Origin of the sequence: Maribacter sp. 4G9 (genome assembly GCF_002742265.1) — a bacterium.
Taxonomy (GTDB): domain Bacteria; phylum Bacteroidota; class Bacteroidia; order Flavobacteriales; family Flavobacteriaceae; genus Maribacter.
The window spans coordinates 1-17,046 of sequence record NZ_MDGL01000035.1 but is presented as its reverse complement, the minus strand read 5'-3'; the positions used below and the strand labels follow the sequence as shown (position 1 = coordinate 17,046).

At 35.9% G+C, this 17,046-nt stretch carries 19 protein-coding genes and 2 pseudogenes; 20 read left to right on the top strand and 1 reads right to left on the bottom strand.

Translation table 11 applies throughout. The features are described 5' to 3' along the window. Nucleotides 1-15 precede the first annotated feature (15 nt). The 20 genes and pseudogenes from BFP75_RS04145 (at nucleotide 16) to BFP75_RS04050 (ending at nucleotide 16,892) form a co-directional block, all read left to right on the top strand. Nucleotides 16-564: a YceI family protein gene (locus BFP75_RS04145; RefSeq protein WP_099543559.1), complete on the top strand. Its 549-nt coding sequence runs from the start codon at nucleotides 16-18 to the stop codon at nucleotides 562-564. Between the two features lie 46 nt (nucleotides 565-610). Then, complete coding sequence (locus tag BFP75_RS04140) at nucleotides 611-1,165, top strand: ion channel (RefSeq protein WP_099543556.1); 555 nt, start codon at nucleotides 611-613, stop codon at nucleotides 1,163-1,165. A gap of 16 nt (nucleotides 1,166-1,181) precedes the next feature. Then, complete coding sequence (locus BFP75_RS04135) at nucleotides 1,182-1,661, top strand: nuclear transport factor 2 family protein (protein WP_099543554.1); 480 nt, start codon at nucleotides 1,182-1,184, stop codon at nucleotides 1,659-1,661. A gap of 16 nt (nucleotides 1,662-1,677) precedes the next feature. Further along, nucleotides 1,678-2,259, top strand: a complete 582-nt coding sequence (locus BFP75_RS04130) for a DUF2911 domain-containing protein (RefSeq protein ID WP_099543552.1) — start codon at nucleotides 1,678-1,680, stop codon at nucleotides 2,257-2,259. A 1-nt stretch (nucleotide 2,260) separates the two neighbouring features. Continuing rightward, nucleotides 2,261-2,965 (top strand): PepSY domain-containing protein, encoded by a 705-nt coding sequence (locus BFP75_RS04125; RefSeq protein ID WP_099543550.1) that lies wholly within the window; start codon nucleotides 2,261-2,263, stop codon nucleotides 2,963-2,965. 505 nt (nucleotides 2,966-3,470) lie between these two features. Further along, entirely contained in the window at nucleotides 3,471-4,037 is a 567-nt protein-coding gene (locus tag BFP75_RS04120; RefSeq protein WP_099543548.1) for a helix-turn-helix domain-containing protein, read from the top strand. Nucleotides 4,038-4,120: 83 nt separating this feature from the next. Continuing rightward, entirely contained in the window at nucleotides 4,121-4,768 is a 648-nt protein-coding gene (locus BFP75_RS04115) for a class I SAM-dependent methyltransferase (RefSeq protein WP_099543545.1), read from the top strand. A 144-nt stretch (nucleotides 4,769-4,912) separates the two neighbouring features. Continuing rightward, complete coding sequence (locus BFP75_RS04110) at nucleotides 4,913-5,287, top strand: ArsR/SmtB family transcription factor (RefSeq protein ID WP_099543543.1); 375 nt, start codon at nucleotides 4,913-4,915, stop codon at nucleotides 5,285-5,287. Beyond that, nucleotides 5,284-5,898, top strand: coding sequence for a mercuric transport protein MerTP (merTP, locus tag BFP75_RS04105; RefSeq protein WP_099543541.1), 615 nt, complete (start codon nucleotides 5,284-5,286; stop codon nucleotides 5,896-5,898). The genes BFP75_RS04110 and merTP (BFP75_RS04105) overlap by 4 nt, the downstream gene beginning before the upstream one ends. A gap of 17 nt (nucleotides 5,899-5,915) precedes the next feature. Beyond that, nucleotides 5,916-6,257 (top strand): heavy-metal-associated domain-containing protein, encoded by a 342-nt coding sequence (locus BFP75_RS04100; protein WP_099543538.1) that lies wholly within the window; start codon nucleotides 5,916-5,918, stop codon nucleotides 6,255-6,257. Nucleotides 6,258-6,286: 29 nt separating this feature from the next. Then, nucleotides 6,287-8,008, top strand: coding sequence for a mercury(II) reductase (gene merA, locus BFP75_RS04095; protein WP_206073481.1), 1,722 nt, complete (start codon nucleotides 6,287-6,289; stop codon nucleotides 8,006-8,008). Between the two features lie 330 nt (nucleotides 8,009-8,338). Then, the gene (locus tag BFP75_RS04090; protein WP_099543536.1) at nucleotides 8,339-9,979 is read left to right on the top strand and encodes an acetolactate synthase large subunit; all 1,641 of its coding nucleotides are present in this window, start codon (nucleotides 8,339-8,341) and stop codon (nucleotides 9,977-9,979) included. Nucleotides 9,980-10,034: 55 nt separating this feature from the next. Further along, complete coding sequence (locus BFP75_RS04085; protein ID WP_099543534.1) at nucleotides 10,035-11,420, top strand: aldehyde dehydrogenase family protein; 1,386 nt, start codon at nucleotides 10,035-10,037, stop codon at nucleotides 11,418-11,420. A gap of 233 nt (nucleotides 11,421-11,653) precedes the next feature. Next, nucleotides 11,654-12,136: pseudogene (locus tag BFP75_RS04080) on the top strand (mercury(II) reductase); the annotation flags it as partial. Nucleotides 12,137-12,145: 9 nt separating this feature from the next. Continuing rightward, nucleotides 12,146-12,532 carry a metal-sensing transcriptional repressor gene (locus BFP75_RS04075; RefSeq protein ID WP_008992792.1) on the top strand — a complete coding sequence of 129 codons (387 nt, stop codon included), beginning with the start codon at nucleotides 12,146-12,148 and terminating at the stop codon, nucleotides 12,530-12,532. 67 nt (nucleotides 12,533-12,599) lie between these two features. Next, entirely contained in the window at nucleotides 12,600-12,869 is a 270-nt protein-coding gene (locus tag BFP75_RS04070) for a thioredoxin family protein (RefSeq protein ID WP_099543532.1), read from the top strand. Between the two features lie 2 nt (nucleotides 12,870-12,871). Then, nucleotides 12,872-13,483 carry a mercuric transport protein MerTP gene (gene merTP, locus BFP75_RS04065; RefSeq protein ID WP_099543529.1) on the top strand — a complete coding sequence of 204 codons (612 nt, stop codon included), beginning with the start codon at nucleotides 12,872-12,874 and terminating at the stop codon, nucleotides 13,481-13,483. Nucleotides 13,484-13,636: 153 nt separating this feature from the next. Continuing rightward, nucleotides 13,637-15,895: a heavy metal translocating P-type ATPase gene (locus tag BFP75_RS04060; protein ID WP_099543526.1), complete on the top strand. Its 2,259-nt coding sequence runs from the start codon at nucleotides 13,637-13,639 to the stop codon at nucleotides 15,893-15,895. 20 nt (nucleotides 15,896-15,915) lie between these two features. Continuing rightward, a complete protein-coding gene (locus tag BFP75_RS04055) occupies nucleotides 15,916-16,128 on the top strand; it encodes a heavy-metal-associated domain-containing protein (protein ID WP_009778930.1) in 213 nt (70 codons plus the stop codon). 14 nt (nucleotides 16,129-16,142) lie between these two features. After that, nucleotides 16,143-16,892, top strand: coding sequence for a zinc-dependent peptidase (locus BFP75_RS04050; RefSeq protein ID WP_099543524.1), 750 nt, complete (start codon nucleotides 16,143-16,145; stop codon nucleotides 16,890-16,892). Between the two features lie 24 nt (nucleotides 16,893-16,916). Here the strand turns inward: BFP75_RS04050 and BFP75_RS22265 are convergent. Continuing rightward, a pseudogene (locus BFP75_RS22265) lies at nucleotides 16,917-17,046 on the bottom strand (IS256 family transposase); the annotation flags it as partial.

Genomic DNA, 17,046 nt, shown 5'->3' with positions numbered 1-17,046 from the left:
AATAAAAACATAATTATGTACAGGAGTATAATTTTTTATTTGTTGATAACACTCTTATTCACGGGTATTCATCATTCAATCGCACAGGTTTATGGCACTGAAAACGGCTACGCTTCCTTCGAGGCAAAAATGCCACTCAACTCCTATATGGGCGAAACGGAACAGTTGAACGGAAATATCGACTTAGGAACAAAGGATGTTGCGTTCAAGGTTCCCGTCAAATCAATAAAGACGGGCAAAGAAAAACGTGACGAACACATGTACGAATTGTTGGAAGCAGAAAAAAACCCCCACGTTAATTTTGAGGGAAAACTTATAGGCGATTTTGATTTGGATAAACAAATGGAACAGACAGTTGAGGTCAAGGGCGATTTTACCCTTGCCAGTACATCTCTGCCGGTTACGATAAATATAAACTTGAGACCCGTTGAAAAAGGCCTTAAGATGACAGCTTTATGGTCGCTATTGATTACGGATTACAATTTGGAACGTCCGAGCTTTCTATTTGTGAAAGTCGATGACAAACACGACCTGAAAGTTGATGCGTTGCTTAAGGAAAAATAGATTTTTGATTAATACAAATAGTAATCACCAGTAATTTTAAGAAAAAATGAGTGATACGAAAGATTTAGAACATACCGATGCTTTCTATACCCAGCTATTTTCGAAGGCATGGAAAACCATAGCGGTAATTATCGTTGTTGGCATCATCGATCTATGGCTGCTACCCATTTTCAGAGAGATGGGTATTGCCCGATTCTTGATATTGTTATTCGCCCTCATTAAAATTTACTTTCTTGTCCGGTTTTCTTTTGATCAATTGGTCAAGATAATAGGAAATAGCCATTTGCTAAGTCATATACTTGTCCTTTTTGCCCTACTTATCGGCCTTATCATTTTTTCATTTGCAATAGATTTTTGGGCATTGCACAATCTTGGTTCCATTAGTTTTAAAACAGATTTGAACGAAGGAAGTTCTGCAATCGAGATAATTTTTGAGTACCTATACTTTAGTACCATTACATTTTCATCGGTAGGATATGGCGATATTGTTCCTATGAATGCTTATTCAAAAACCTTGGTAATGCTGGAAGTGGCATTACGATTTTTCGTATTGGTATTTGGCATCGCGAACATTAATAGAATACACGTTAATAATAAATAATCAAATAAATCAAACTATGAAATCACTAAAACTAATAACTGCCTTGTCCATTATATTCGTAAACATAGCAATAGGTCAAGAAAATATGGCTAGCGAAAGAGAGGAAGTAATCACTGTTATCAAATCGTATAAGGATGCACTGCAAAACCTAACGACCAAAGGTACATTCGAGTTATTTACAAAAGACTCTGAAGTATTTGAATCTGGCGGTGTCGAGGGTTCCTATGCACACTATATAAAACATCACTTAGGACCAGAATTAGGGCATTTCAAGAAATTTGAATTTTCAGATTATAAAATTGACGCGAAAGTAGATCTGCCCTATGCATTTACGACCGAAACCTATATATACACTATCGTGCTCAACCCAGATGAGAAAGGCGAAAGCAGAACGATAATGAAAAAAGGGGTAGCAACTTCCATTTTAAAGAAGATGGATGGCCAATGGAAAATCATTAAAACTCATTCTTCCTCTAGGAATATCAAAAACAAATAACCTATAAACGAAAGCCATGAAAAATCGAAAACCGTTACTGATTATTTTAAGTTTCCTAATAATGGTAGCTTGTAAAGAAGATAAAAAAAATACGGAACCTGAACATAACCATATGGAGGCAGAAAAGGTTTCTACTCCCAAGAAAAATTTAAGTCCACATACCAGTAGTATGGCAATGATGGGCGATGCGCACATTCATATTGATTATTCTTCGCCAGGAGTTCGAAACCGTATCATTTTTGGTGGTTTACTTCCCTATGATGCTGTTTGGCAGGCAGGTGCTCATATGGCTACTTGGCTGGAAACGAATAAGGATTTAAAAATTGATGGCAAGGAATTGAAAGCTGGGAAATATGGATTTTTTGTAATTCCGAATCAGGAAGAATGGACAATCATTTTCAACAGTAATTGGAACCAACACGGTAAGGACGACTATACTGAAAATGATGATGTATTAAGATTTAAAGTCACCCCTAAAGTTTCTGAAGAAATCAAAGAACACTTAGAGTATAAAGTAAGCAAAACAACAGAGACTTCCGGAACAATCTCAATGAGTTGGGAAAAAGTCACGATTGAATTTTCTTTTAAAGTAAAATAAGATGGTAAAAAGACAAACAGCTTTAAAAATAAGAAAGGCACATCGCTATCTGGGTATCTTTTTAGGAATTCAGTTCTTAATGTGGACCATCAGCGGCATGTATTTCAGTTGGACGGATATCGATGAGATACACGGCGACCAATATCGACAGGAACCTGTTGAAAAAACCATATTTACCAATCTAATCAGTCCAACCGAGATTAAAGCTGATGCCATAACTTCTTTGGAACTAAGAGAAATAGCAGGAGAGCCTTATTATTGGATTAATCAAAGTCAATTGGTCAATGCAAAAACAGGTGCATTAAAAGCTCAAATATCCGAACAGGACGCCCTTCAGGTTGCGAGGAGAAATATGCTGCCTGAACTCAAAGTGAAAAATATAGAACGCATCGAGGAAGTAGGGAGCCATAGCGAATATCGAGGCAGGCCCATTCCAGCCTATGCCATATCATATGAAACACCTGAAAATATTAAGGCTTATGTTTCCATAAAAGATGGTTCTTTCCAAACAATAAGGCATCGCAATTGGCGATGGTTCGATTTTCTTTGGATGACCCATACCATGGATTATGAGGGAAGGGACAATTTTAATACCATAGTCCTCAGAGCCTTTTCGCTTTTAGGACTAATAACTGTTTTGAGCGGTTTTTTACTTTGGTACATATCCTCACCAACAATGAGGAAAATAAAAAAGGGGAGTAATTAAAACCTTTTATAACTTGAAATAGAGAAAGGTCGTGGTTGAAAATCGTAAGAATGGAGGAAAGGACAAAAACCAAAAGTCCTCAGAGGATAATAGGGCAGAGAAAGAGGGACTTTACATAATAATTTCAATTTTGATTTTATTCGTGATACATGCTTTAATAACACAATTAATCCTAGCTCTTTATAAGTAAACAGAATAATGCAAAGAACACTTAATAAAACCAACATCTCTTTTCGATGATAAACCAGCATTGTAGTAAAAATGGCCATAGAGAATGTAGGTACTAACCCAATTTTGAACTTTTAAAAGAAGATGACGGTGAGCCATTATCGAAGGGAAAGAAGAAAAAAGGAAAGAAAACCGCCAAAGGATGGTATTAGTAAGAAAGACAGAGTTTATGGTATAATTGCCATAGTACTATTGTTCTTGATAGCAACAATATTGGTTCTTGTACGAGCTTTTTCTTAGCCCAAGAAGATGATAAAAAAATTGAAGGTAGAATCAAATGAGCAATACTATTCATATTAAGAACATGGTCTGCCCGAGATGTATAAAGGCGGTTTCAACCATTTTGCAGAAATTGGACATTCCCTACACTTCGATTAAATTGGGAGAAGTGGAATTGGTTTCAGCACTTGACTTGAAAAAAAAATTATCCTTGTCCATAGAACTTCAGGATGCCGGTTTCAGTTTAATAAACGACCGAAAAAGCCAACTCATCGAGCAAATGAAAAGTCTGGTGGTGCAAAAAATCCATCACTCCGATGAAGAACTGGATATAAAATGGCCCGATTTTATCAGTGACAAGCTCAATCTTGATTACAAATATTTAAGTTCCCTTTTCTCGTCAGTTGAAAGTATAACGTTTGAGCAATACATTATCAATCAAAAAATTGAACGTGTTAAAGAACTCATTGTCTACGATGAATTGACCTTGAGTGAGATAGCTTTTCAACTACATTATAGTAGTGTAGCCTATTTGAGTAATCAGTTTAAAAAAGTAACAGGAATGACACCCACGCAGTTCAAGAAGTCCGTGGATAAAAACCGAAAATCCTTGGATGAGATTTAAATGTTTTTACTAATATTTAGTGGAATTTTTTAAATCAATGGATTATATAACGAGTTACCAATAAACTGAATTGAGATATCAAAATGAAATTAGACAGAAAGAAACATTGGGAAACAGTTTACGAAACTAAAAATCCAGACCAAGTAAGTTGGACACAAGAAATACCAAAAACTTCGCTGGAGTTTATACATTCGTTCAAACTAAATAAGGATGCAAGAATTATAGACATTGGTGGTGGCGACAGTAAACTTGTTGACTATTTACTCAAGGAAGGGTATAATAATATTACTGTACTTGATATTTCAGAAAAAGCAATTGCAAAAGCTAAAAAAAGACTGGGAGAAAAGGCGAGTAAAGTAAATTGGATTGTGAGCGACATTACTGAATTTGAACCTCATTCGTCTTATGATGTCTGGCACGACAGAGCAACTTTTCATTTTCTTACAACAGATGATCAGATTAAAAAATATATTAAGATAGCGACAAAATTTGTAAGTGGTTATTTAATAATAGGAACCTTTTCACAAAACGGACCAAAAAAATGTAGCGGACTTGAAATAATACAATACAATGAAGAGGGGTTAACGTCGGAATTAAAAAAAGGATTTGACAAAATTCAATGTGTAACAGAGGACCACTTAACACCATCCAACACCGTACAGAATTTTCTGTTTTGTAGTTTTAAAAGACAATTAACTGTTAAGCCACTAATACCTTTACCTGCAAGCTAAAAAAACAGATACACATTTTGGCACTTTAAGTTTTTACAAAAACACAAATCAAAACAAAAGGAACATAATGACTAAAATTTATTTTTCATTTTATTTTTATATTTAAGTATTTGCTTAAATAAGAAATTATTGTAATTTTGACTTATGGAAAATAATTCTTGTATAAGACAGCAAGCGGATATTAAACAGATAAACCGTTGTAAAGAAACAGTTTCAGAATTAAACGAAACATTTGATTATTTAGCAAATGGACTTTCATTGGTTGGAAACAGTGTAAGACTTAAGATACTTTACTTACTCTTTGAGGAGAAACGACTTTGCGTTTGCGACTTAAGCGACATTCTCGGAATGAATATTTCTGCCGTCTCTCAACATTTGAGAAAAATGAAGGACAGAAATTTATTGGAAACCGAAAGAGATGCTCAGACCATTTTTTACTCACTAACCCCTGAATATTCAACATTATTAAATCCGTTTTTTGAAATACTCGATAAAAACAAAGTTTTAGAAACGATATGAAACGTGAGAACAAATTAATTGGTGCAGGTTTGTTAACTGCAATTACAGCCTCTTTATGTTGTATTACACCCGTTTTGGCTTTAATCGCGGGAACAAGTGGAATTGCCTCAACATTTTCTTGGCTTGAGCCTTTTAGACCTTATCTAATCGGGCTAACAATTTTAGTGCTCGGCTTTGCTTGGTATCAAAAACTAAAACCCCATAAGGAAATCGATTGTGAATGCGATACGGACGACCTGCCTGCCGGTAAGGAAGGAAAATCAAAATTTATACAGTCAAAAACCTTTTTGGGAATAGTAACAGCATTTGCAATTATAATGCTGGCATTTCCATATTATTCATCCATTTTTTATCCGGATAATAAAAAAGAAGTGGTCATTGTAAACCAATCAAATATTCAAACTGTAAACTTTAATGTTCAAGGAATGACTTGTGCTGGCTGTGAAGAAAGCATAAAACACGCTGTAAATGAATTGGACGGTATTATAAATGTAACCCCTTCGTATGAAAAGGGAAATGCCATCGTAGAGTTTGATAAGTCTAAAACCTCTAAAACAGCTATTGAAAAGGCAATTAATTCAACAGGATACAAAGTTATAAAAGATAAATAAACGCAAAATTACCCATTATGAAAAAACTATCAATAGTGCCTATTTTGGCTTTAATGCTGTTTTCTTTTCAGGCCAAATCACAAAGCAAGGAGGTTACAAATCAAGTTGTGGAAGTAGCTTCAAAGAAACACAATGCAACCACGGTGAAATTTAAAATTACAGGCATTACTTGTGCTGGTTGTTCCAATGCTATTTATAATGCATTAAAGGAAGTAGATGGTGTTTTGGAACATTCGGTTGAATACCCTGGAGATATTGCTGTTATTGAGTTTGATGGTTCAAAAACAAGTATCAAAGCCCTAAAACTTATCATAGAAAAGAAAGGGTTTAAGGCCGAAGTAATTAAAGGGAAGGTCTAATTTTTAATAAGTAAACAGTACCGATTTCAATGAAAAATACAGCTAAAATGAAAATCAAAATGCCTCAAAATAGAGAAACCATTACATTGGAAATTGAGGGTATGACCTGTGAAGGTTGTGCAACGCATATCGAAAAGGATATGAACGCAACTGAAGGTGTTTTAAGTTCCAAAGTAAACCACGAAACCGGAAAAGGCGAATTTACTTTTGATGCTGATAAGATAAGTAAGGCAAATGTCATAAATGCCGTCAACAACGTTGGTGATTATTCGGTTGTAAATAATGTTGATGACGAAGAGGTACCCGCTGTAAATTCGGATACTGCAGATTCCAAGAACAAAAATCAATTCGATCTAATCATTATTGGTGGTGGTTCGGCGGCATTTTCTGCAGCCATAAAAGCGGAAGGTTTAGGGCTTACCACACTTATGGTAAATGATGGACTGGATTTTGGCGGTACCTGTGTAAACGTAGGTTGTGTGCCTTCTAAAAACCTAATTAGAGCTGCCGAAACAGTATATCATGCTACACATTCCAATTTTAAAGGCATAAAACTTAAAGGTGTAGACATTGATTTTGCACAAATCATAAAAGATAAAAAAGTCCTCGTGGCTTCGTTGCAACAACAAAAATATCTGGATGTGGTAAGCGATTTTGAAAATTTAACCATGTTAAAAGGATGGGCTGAATTTGTAGATACCAATTCTATTATTGTAGATGGAAAAGATACTTATACTGCAGCAAACATGATAATTGCCACAGGAGCAACTACCAATATTCCAAATATTGAAGGACTGAATGAGGTTGGTTATTTAACCAATGTGACCTTGTTCGATTTAGAGGAAAAACCTGAAAGTTTGACCATTATGGGAGCTGGTTATATTGGTTTGGAAATTGCGATGGCTTACAACAGATTGGGTGTAAAAGTACGTATCATTGAATTTACCGACAGGCCATTACGCAGTCAAACAAAAGATATTACAGATGTTTTGGTAGAACAAATGAAAAGTGAAGGGATTGAAATCCTTCCAAACTTTAGAGCGTTTAAATTTGAAAAGAAAGGTAACGATACAATTATTCATTGTAATTGTCCTGATGGTTCCACAACTCAAATTGTTGAAAAAGGACATATTGTGGTGGCTACAGGGACGAAGCCTAACACCTCTAAATTAGGGCTTGAGAATATCGGCCTAAAGTTAACAGTAAGCGGCCATATTATTGTAAATGAAAAAATGGAAACCAATATTTCCAATATTTATGCAGCAGGAGATGTCACCATTACACCGGCATTTGTTTATACAGCAGCAACCGAAGGTAGTACAGCAGTGAACAATGCGTTTTCATCAACAAAAACAAGTATTGATTATTCATCATTACCTTGGGTAGTATTTACAGACCCTCAAATCGCAGGAGCAGGTATAGATGAAATAGAAGCAGAAAAAAAGGGAATCCCTTTTGAGGTCAGTAAACTGGATTTAATTCACGTTCCAAGAGCATTGGCAGCTCAAGATACCAGAGGGTTTATAAAACTGATACGTAACACAGAAACCGATAAACTCATTGGTGCAAGGGTAGTCGCACAAGAAGGTGGAGAACTGATACAACAATTGAGTATGGCCATTAAGTTTGGTATTACAGTAAAAGATTTAGCCGAAAGTTTTTATCCCTATTTAACATTAGGTGAAGCTGTTAAACTGGCAGCGATTACCTTTGGGAAGGATGTGTCTAAATTGAGTTGTTGTGCGAGTTGATTATTATAGTAATAATTGTCAACTTCTTAGGTTTATCTATAGAAAAATCACATACACTTTTAAAATTAACATATTTATTTTTCAGTCCCAACAAAACAATATATATTATAAAATGCTTAAATAGGTAAAAGTCACACCTTCTTGAGATTTTATCTCCCCTTTCAATATGCGTAATCTATCTTTCGGAGCCCAAACTATATGATAATCGTATTTATATATAACATGACTAAGTTTCTTATATTTGCTCATGGCACAAATACAGGCATAGCCATTAGAATATGGTGAAATAAAACGCACATTCTTATTTTATTTATTGGAATAACAAAAAATTTGAAAGCATCCGATTTATTTATTAAAGCATTAGAAAACGAAGGTGTTGAATACATTTTCGGAATTCCAGGAGAAGAGAATCTTGATTTTTTAGATTCTATAAAAGACTCAAAAATTAAGCTAATTCTAAAGCGTCATGAACAAGGAGCGGGTTTCATGGCTGCTACATATGGACGATTAACAGGAAAACCAGGTGTTTGTCTATCAACCCTCGGACCGGGAGCAACTAACTTTACCACACCTGCAGCTTATGCACAATTAGGAGCAATGCCAATGATGATGATTACTGGTCAAAAACCCATTAAAAAATCAAAACAAGGTCGTTTTCAAATTGTAGATATTGTCGAATTGATGAATCCCATCACAAAATATACGCGCCAAATTGTAAATGGAAATAACATTCCGGCTATGGTTAGAGAATCTTTTAGATTGGCTATGGAAGAAAGGCCCGGAGCAGTTCATTTAGAATTGCCAGAAGATATTGCAGCAGAAGAATGTGAGGAAAGAATATTTGAGGTTGTTGGACATAGAAGACCAGATGCAGATGAAATGGCTATTCAAGAGGCAGTGAAAATGATTGAAGAAGCAAAAATGCCATTAGTATTGATTGGTGCGGGAGCAAACCGAAAAAGGACAAGTAAAGCTTTAGCTACGTTTATTAATAAAACTGGAATTCCGTTTTTTAATACACAAATGGGAAAAGGTGTTGTTGATGAACGTCATCCTAATTTTTTAGGTACTGCTGCTCTTTCTTCTCACGATTTTATTCACTGTGCTATTGGTAAAGCCGATTTAATTATTAATGTTGGTCATGATGTAATTGAAAAACCACCATTTTTTATGGAAGAAGACGGAACAAAAGTCATCCACATTAACTTTTTTCCAGCACAAATAGATGAGGTTTATTTTCCACAGTTAAATGTTATTGGAGATATTTCTACTTCAATTATTCATATTGCAAAACATATTGAAAACAAAAGTAATTGGGACTTATCATATTACTCAAGAATTAAAAAAGAGGTAGAAGCTCATTTAACCAAATATTCACAAGATAATCGTTTTCCAATTTTACCGCAGCGGTTAGTACACATTGTTAGAGAAGAATTACCAGATGATGCCATTGTAACTTTAGATAATGGTATGTATAAAATTTGGTTTGCAAGAAATTACAAATGTTATCAATCAAATACTTTGTTATTAGATAACGCATTAGCAACAATGGGAGCAGGATTAGCATCTGCAATATGTGCTAAATTGATTAACCCAACTAAAAAAGTAATTTCAGTTAGTGGTGATGGTGGATTTATGATGAATTCTCAAGAATTAGAAACAGCAGTTAGGTTAAGTTTAAATATGATTGTTGTCATTTTAAATGATAGTGCTTATGGAATGATAAAATGGAAACAAGAAGGCATGGGTTTTGATAATTTTGGTTTGGATTATAACAATCCTGATTTTGTAAAATATGCAGAAAGTTATGGAGCCAAAGGACACAGACCAACAAGTGATGAAAACTTTAAAGACATATTATCAAAATGTTTAAAAATGGATGGCGTTCACGTTATAGATTTGGCTGTTGATTACTCGCTTAACCATCCCATACTCAATGTTCTATTAAAAGAAAAAACATGCAAACTATAAGCGTAGGCTGCCAAATCCGGAATACAGGCACTTCGTTTTCAAAACAAGCAATTATATGTTACAAGTAAAATCACCCTACGACCAAAGTTTAATCAAAGAGCTACCATTGGTTGGAGAAAAAGAAGTCGAAAAAGCACTGACTATCGCTCATGACTTATTTCAAAATCAATCCAAATGGATATCAGCCCATGAACGCATAGCCATTTTAGAGCGAACAACTGCCATAATGAATTCTCAAATTGAAGAGTTAACACTTACAGCAGCGCAAGAAGGCGGCAAACCTTATATCGATTCTAAAGTTGAAGTTTTGCGTGCTATAAACGGTGTTAAAATAGCAACAGAGCATATTGGGCAATTAAAAGGCGAGCAAATCCCGATGGGATTAACCAAAGCATCAGAAAACCGATTAGGATTTACTACTCGTGAACCCATCGGTGTAGTAAGTTCTATAAGTGCATTTAATCATCCATTAAATTTAATTGTACACCAAGTGATTACAGCTGTTGCTGCTGGTTGTCCAGTAATTGTTAAACCTGCGCTAACAACACCTTTATCATGTTTGGCATTAGTTGACATTTTAAAAGAAGCAGGCTTACCAGAGGGTTGGTGTCAAGCAATTATTTGCGAAAACGAAGCTGCTGAACAATTGGTTACTGATAGCAGAGTTAATTATTTTTCGTTTATAGGCTCATCTAAAGTAGGTTGGTATTTAAAATCTAAACTATCTCCAGGTACACGATGTGCATTAGAACATGGAGGATCAGCTGCAGTTATTGTTGAAAAAGATGCAGATTTCACTAAAATGCTTCCTTCTTTATTAAAAGGTGGTTTTTATCATGCAGGACAGGTGTGTGTTTCGGTACAAAGAGTTTTTGTTCATGAAAGCATTTGCGATGATGTTGCTGATCAATTGGCAGCAATGGCAAATAAACTAGTTGTAGGTAATCAAATGGATGAAAAAACAGAAGTAGGCCCACTTATTTTACCTCGAGAAGTAGATCGCGTAGAACAATGGGTGGATGAGGCTGTAGAAGGAGGCGCAAAATTACTAACAGGAGGAAAACGAATTTCTGATACATGTTACCAGCCAACGGTTTTATTAAATCCACCAGCAAATGCAAAAGTTTCTACTTTAGAAATATTTGGCCCTGTTGTTTGTATATATTCATATTCTGAAAGAGAAAAAGCCATTGAAATTGCCAATAGTTTAGACGTTCATTTTCAAGCAGCTGTTTTTACTAAAAATTTAGATGTAGCGTTGGATTGTGTAAAGAAGTTAAACGCAACGGCAGTAATGGTAAATGACCATACCGCTTTTAGGGTAGATTGGATGCCTTTTGGTGGAAGAGATACCTCTGGAATTGGAATGGGAGGAATCCAATATTCCATGCGCGAAATGACAAGAGAAAAATTAATGGTAATTAAAAGTAAAGTACTTTAAAAACAAAACTTATGAAATGAGCATAAACAAATTTCATCATTGCATACCTCCCGATAGTTATCGGAACGACATGATTAAATTTTTTATGCGAATTACTGAAATCGAAGATTCACGAACATAGATTGCTTCAAATAGCATTACGTGAGTAATGTGTAGAAATTTTTAGTTTCTTCATTTTCAGTGAACTATAAAATTTCAAACAGTTGAAAAATATATTTAAAAAGAAAACCAAAGATGTTACCATTACACCAGTATTTGTATATACAGCGGCAACTGAAGGGAATTCTGCGGTAAACAATGCATTTTCTTTATCAAAACAGAGTATGGATTACGCTTCATTGCCTTGGGTGGTTTTTACGGACCCTCAAATTGCGGGAGCAGGGATAGATGAAATAGAAGCAGAAAAAAAGGGAATCCCTTTTGAGGTCAGTAAACTGGATTTAGTTCACGTTCCAAGAGCCTTGGCAGCTCAAGATACCAGAGGGTTTATAAAACTGATACGTAACACTGAAACCGATAAACTCATTGGCGCAAGAGTAGTTGCGCCAGAAGGTGGAGAACTCATCCAACAATTAAGTATGGCTATTAAATTTGGAATCACTGTAAAAGATTTAGCAGAAAGCTTTTATCCATATTTAACTTTAGGAGAATCTGTTAAACTGGCAGCGATTACCTTTGGGAAAGATGTTTCCAAATTAAGTTGCTGCGCGAGTTAAGTTTGAGTTATGAAAGGAGAACAGTACAAATTACCTACTGATTTAATCTTGGATATTAAATCCAGATTAAAAACTTTGAGTGGTCAAATAAACGGCATTGTTAAAATGCTTGATGAAGGAAAGGACCCCGAACAAATAAACATACAGTTCAGATCCATTGATAAGGGGATTCAAAAAGCACATTACTTACTGCTGGATGAAGTCTATCGAAAAGCACTTGCTATTGGAATTGTAAAGGCCGTGGACTCTTGCCCAGGAAATTGTGGCAATGAAGATAAAATTGAATATTTAAAAAGTGAATTCCCCAATTTGGAATTATCCGATTTGACCAATCGCTTAAAAGAAATCCAAACTATTGAAACCAGATTAAAAAACTACAACGAAAAAAAAGGTTAAAAAATTTTGGTGACCCCCTACCTCACGTTCTCATCTTTGTTCCATTATTAATTTAAACTTAAATAAGATGAAACGACAAATCGAGATTTTTACAGCAGGTTGCCCAGTATGCGAGCCTGTGGTGCAATTAGTAAAAGAGACAGCAGGAAAGGACTGCGAAATCACACTTCATAATCTGTCTGAGCAATGCGAAAGTAAAATATGTGTTTCAAAAATGAAGGAATATGGGGTTACAAGAGTTCCTGCCATTGCTGTTAACGGAAAACTACTGAATTGCTGCACCAAAATCGAAATCACAAAAGATGATTTGGTAAATGCTGGAATAGGAAGTTGTTAGGTATGGCACTTACCAAATTGAACAAAAAAGCATCTATGGGTACTGCTGTATTTTCAGCAGTTTCCCTTAAACTATGCTGCTGGGGTCCTTTACTACTTACAAGTGTAGTTGGTATTAGTGGGAGTTCTGTCTATTTCTCTTGGCTCATTGTCCTAAAACCTTATTTGTTAGGAATTGCCTTTTTGTCATTGGGCTTTGCTTTTTATCAAGTTTATAAAAAGAAGAAGGTTGATTGTGGCAGCTGTGATACTGCTAAACCATCATTTTTTAAATCAAAATTCTATTTGTGGTTGGTTACAGTGTTTGTTGTTGTAATGACATTGGTTTCTTATTATCCGCAAATATTTCACCCAATGGCCACAAAAGGAATTGTTGCAACAAACAATACACATATTCAAACTGTAAAGTTGAATATTGAAGGGATGGTATGCTCTGGTTGTGAAGAAAATATCAATCATTCTGTAAATAAAATTGACGGGGTTACAAATGTATCTACGTCTTTTGAAGAAGGGACTTCAATTATAGAATTTGATACCACTAAAACGAATATCGATGAGATAAAAAAGGTCATCCAATCAAAAGGGTATTTGATTACAAATACTAAAGACCGATAGACACGTCCCCATTATGATTATAAGAGACATAAACTATTCCAATTGGTAGTAATAATTCGTGAAGAGTAAATTCTACAAATCATTCAGCATATAACATAACACATTAAAGTCTTTTAATCCTGAAATTTGTAACATACAAATAAGAATGGATTTATGGAGACAATCAACATATTTGAAACTAAAGAAAGGAATACTAAAAAAGGAATAAAGGAATCATTTCCTGTTACGGGCATGACTTGCGCCTCTTGTGCAGCAAGTGTCGAATCTGTATTAAAACACACAGAAGGTGTGTTTGATGCAAGTGTCAATTTCGCGAGTAGCTCTGTTCTGGTAGAGTATGATGAGGGGTTGAGCACTACTCAACTTCAAAACGCGCTTCGTGAGGTCGGTTACGATATTATAATTGATGCCGAAGACCCTTCGGAAGTACAGCAAGAACTTCAGCAAAAGTATTATCAGGACATAAAAAGCCGTACCATTTGGTCGGCTATACTTACGCTACCCATTTTTGTGTTGGGAATGTTCTATATGCAATGGGAACCAGGCAAATGGATTTCATTGGTATTGGCCTTTCCAATTCTTTTTTGGTTTGGGCGTAGCTTTTTCATCAATGCATTAAAGCAGGCCAAACACGGTAAAGCCAATATGGATACCTTGGTGGCGTTGAGTACCGGAATTGCCTTCCTCTTTAGTGTTTTCAATACCTTTTTTCCTGAATTTTGGTTAAGTCGTGGCATCGAGCCTCACGTATATTACGAAGCGGCAACTGTGATTATCACCTTTATTTCCTTGGGGAAACTATTGGAAGAAAAGGCAAAATCAAATACATCTTCAGCCATTAAAAAACTAATGGGGCTTCAGCCTAAAACCCTTAAAATTATTGAGAATGGGGAAGAGAGGGAAATCCCTATCTCATCCGTACAGGTTGGTCAGACCATTTTGGTACGTCCCGGAGAAAAGATTCCCGTGGATGGCGAAGTTTCCAAGGGAAGCTCGTATGTAGATGAAAGTATGATTACGGGAGAACCCGTTCCAGTTCAGAAATCCCAAGGGGAAAAGGTGTTCGCTGGCACCGTTAATCAAAAAGGAAGCTTTCAGTTTACCGCTGAAAAAGTGGGCGGGGAAACCCTGCTTTCCCAAATCATTAAAATGGTTCAGCAAGCGCAAGGGAGTAAGGCACCCGTTCAAAAACTGGTCGATAAGATTGCAGGTATTTTTGTTCCGGTGGTATTGGGTATTTCCATTGTCACCTTCATCGTCTGGATGCTGGTAGGAGGCGATAACGCCTTTTCACAAGCCCTATTGACCTCTGTAGCAGTGTTGGTTATCGCTTGCCCCTGTGCCTTGGGTTTGGCAACACCTACCGCCATAATGGTAGGTATCGGCAAGGGAGCCGAAAATAATATTCTGATAAAGGATGCCGAAAGTTTAGAACTCGGCCATAAAGTGAATGCGGTAATCCTTGATAAAACAGGTACGATTACAGAAGGAAAACCACTGGTAACCGATATACTCTGGAAGGATAAACTTCAAAATCAAAAGGAAAACAAGGAAATTCTTTTGGCTATCGAAGCACAATCAGAACATCCTTTGGCAGAAGCGGTCGTCAATCATTTGAAAGAAGAAAATATTGAACAAGCAGAAATTACTTCCTTCGAAAGCATTACAGGCAAAGGCGTAAAGGCGCAATCAGAGAATGGTACAAAATATTATGTAGGCAGCCATAAACTAATGGTCGAAAAGGATATTCAAATCGACGCTACTTTAATGCAAACAGCAGAAAGTCTCGAAGAAAAAGCAAAAACAGTCATATTCTTTGGTAACGAAAATCAAGTGCTCGCGATACTGGCCATTGCAGACAAGATTAAAGAAACTTCAAAAAAAGCTATAGCTATGCTTCAAGAAAGGGGCATCGAGGTCTATATGCTCACGGGAGATAACAATAAAACCGCATCAGCTGTTGCAAATCAGGTAGGAATAACAAATTACCAAGGCGAAGTAATGCCTTCGGACAAAGCGGCTTTTGTCGAAAAATTACAGGCGGATGGGAAGATAGTAGCAATGGTGGGCGATGGTATCAACGATTCGCACGCATTGGCGCAAGCCAATGTTAGTATTGCAATGGGTAAAGGTTCGGATATAGCAATGGATGTAGCAAAAATGACTTTGATAACATCAGATTTACAATCCATCCCAAAAGCATTGGAACTATCAAAAAGAACCGTGTTGGGCATACGTCAGAACCTTTTCTGGGCATTCATTTACAACATCATTGGTATTCCAATTGCGGCAGGAGTTTTGTACCCCCTAAACGGGTTTTTATTGGACCCGATGATTGCAGGCGCAGCAATGGCATTTAGTAGTGTATCTGTAGTAGCAAACAGCTTAAGACTTAAACGAGTAAAACTTTAATAATTAATAAATTTAATACTATGAAAACTTTAAAATTTAAAACAAATATCAATTGTGGTGGGTGTGTATCAAAAGTAACCCCTTTTTTAAACAAACAAGAAGGTGTAGAAAGTTGGGAAGTAGATACCTCTAATCCTGATAAAATCCTAACCATTGAAAGCGATGGTGCAACCGAAGAAGACGTAAAATCGACTTTGCAAAAAGTAGGATTTAAGGCGGAACCTGTAGACTAATACGTTTTTTTAATATGGCTTACATTTTAATTTCAGTTGTTATTGTTCTCTTTGCTGTTCATTTTTATAGAAAAGCAAAACGCCATAGTGTAAAGCCATTTCCAGAGGATTGGCACAAATTACTGATGGATAATGTGCTGTTTTATAGAAACCTTTCAAAAGATAGGCAGCTTATTTTTCAGCAAAAAATGATGCAATTTTTAAGTGAGGTCTATATCGATGCTGTGCAGTTTGAACTAGAAGAATTGGACAAGATTTTAATTGCAGCAAGTGCAGTAATCCCTGTTTTTGGCTTCAAAGAATGGCACTACACCAATTTAAGCGGAATCCTGTTATATCCAGATAATTTTAATGAGGATATGCAATTTAGCAGTAAGGATAACTCACGGAATATTGGTGGAATAGTTGGTAATGGAAGGTTCGAGAAGCAAATGATACTTTCCAAAAAAGCATTATACCACGGCTTTATAAATACAACCGATAAAAGTAATACTGGCATACACGAATTCGTACATCTTATAGATAAGTTGGACGATAGAACAGACGGTGTGCCAGAACGGCTATTGGAACATCAATATGCCATACCTTGGTTAAACTTAATCCATAAAGAAATGGAAGCGATAAATGATAACCACTCTGATATCAGAAAATATGGTGGCACTAATCAAGCTGAATTCTTTGCGGTTGCTTCAGAGTATTTTTTTGAACGTCCGGACTTACTTAAAAAGAAACATCGACACTATCCCACCAAGTGTGTAAGTTAAAAATAACGAGGGTTGGACTTTTATCTAAAGTCTGACCCTTTTTTCATAGATTGTAAGGAACTGGTTTAAAATTATGCCCCAGTTCCTGATGGGCATGGACCACTTCTTGGTGGCCTCCCTTGTTGCCAAATATACGGATTTCATCACCGCATCG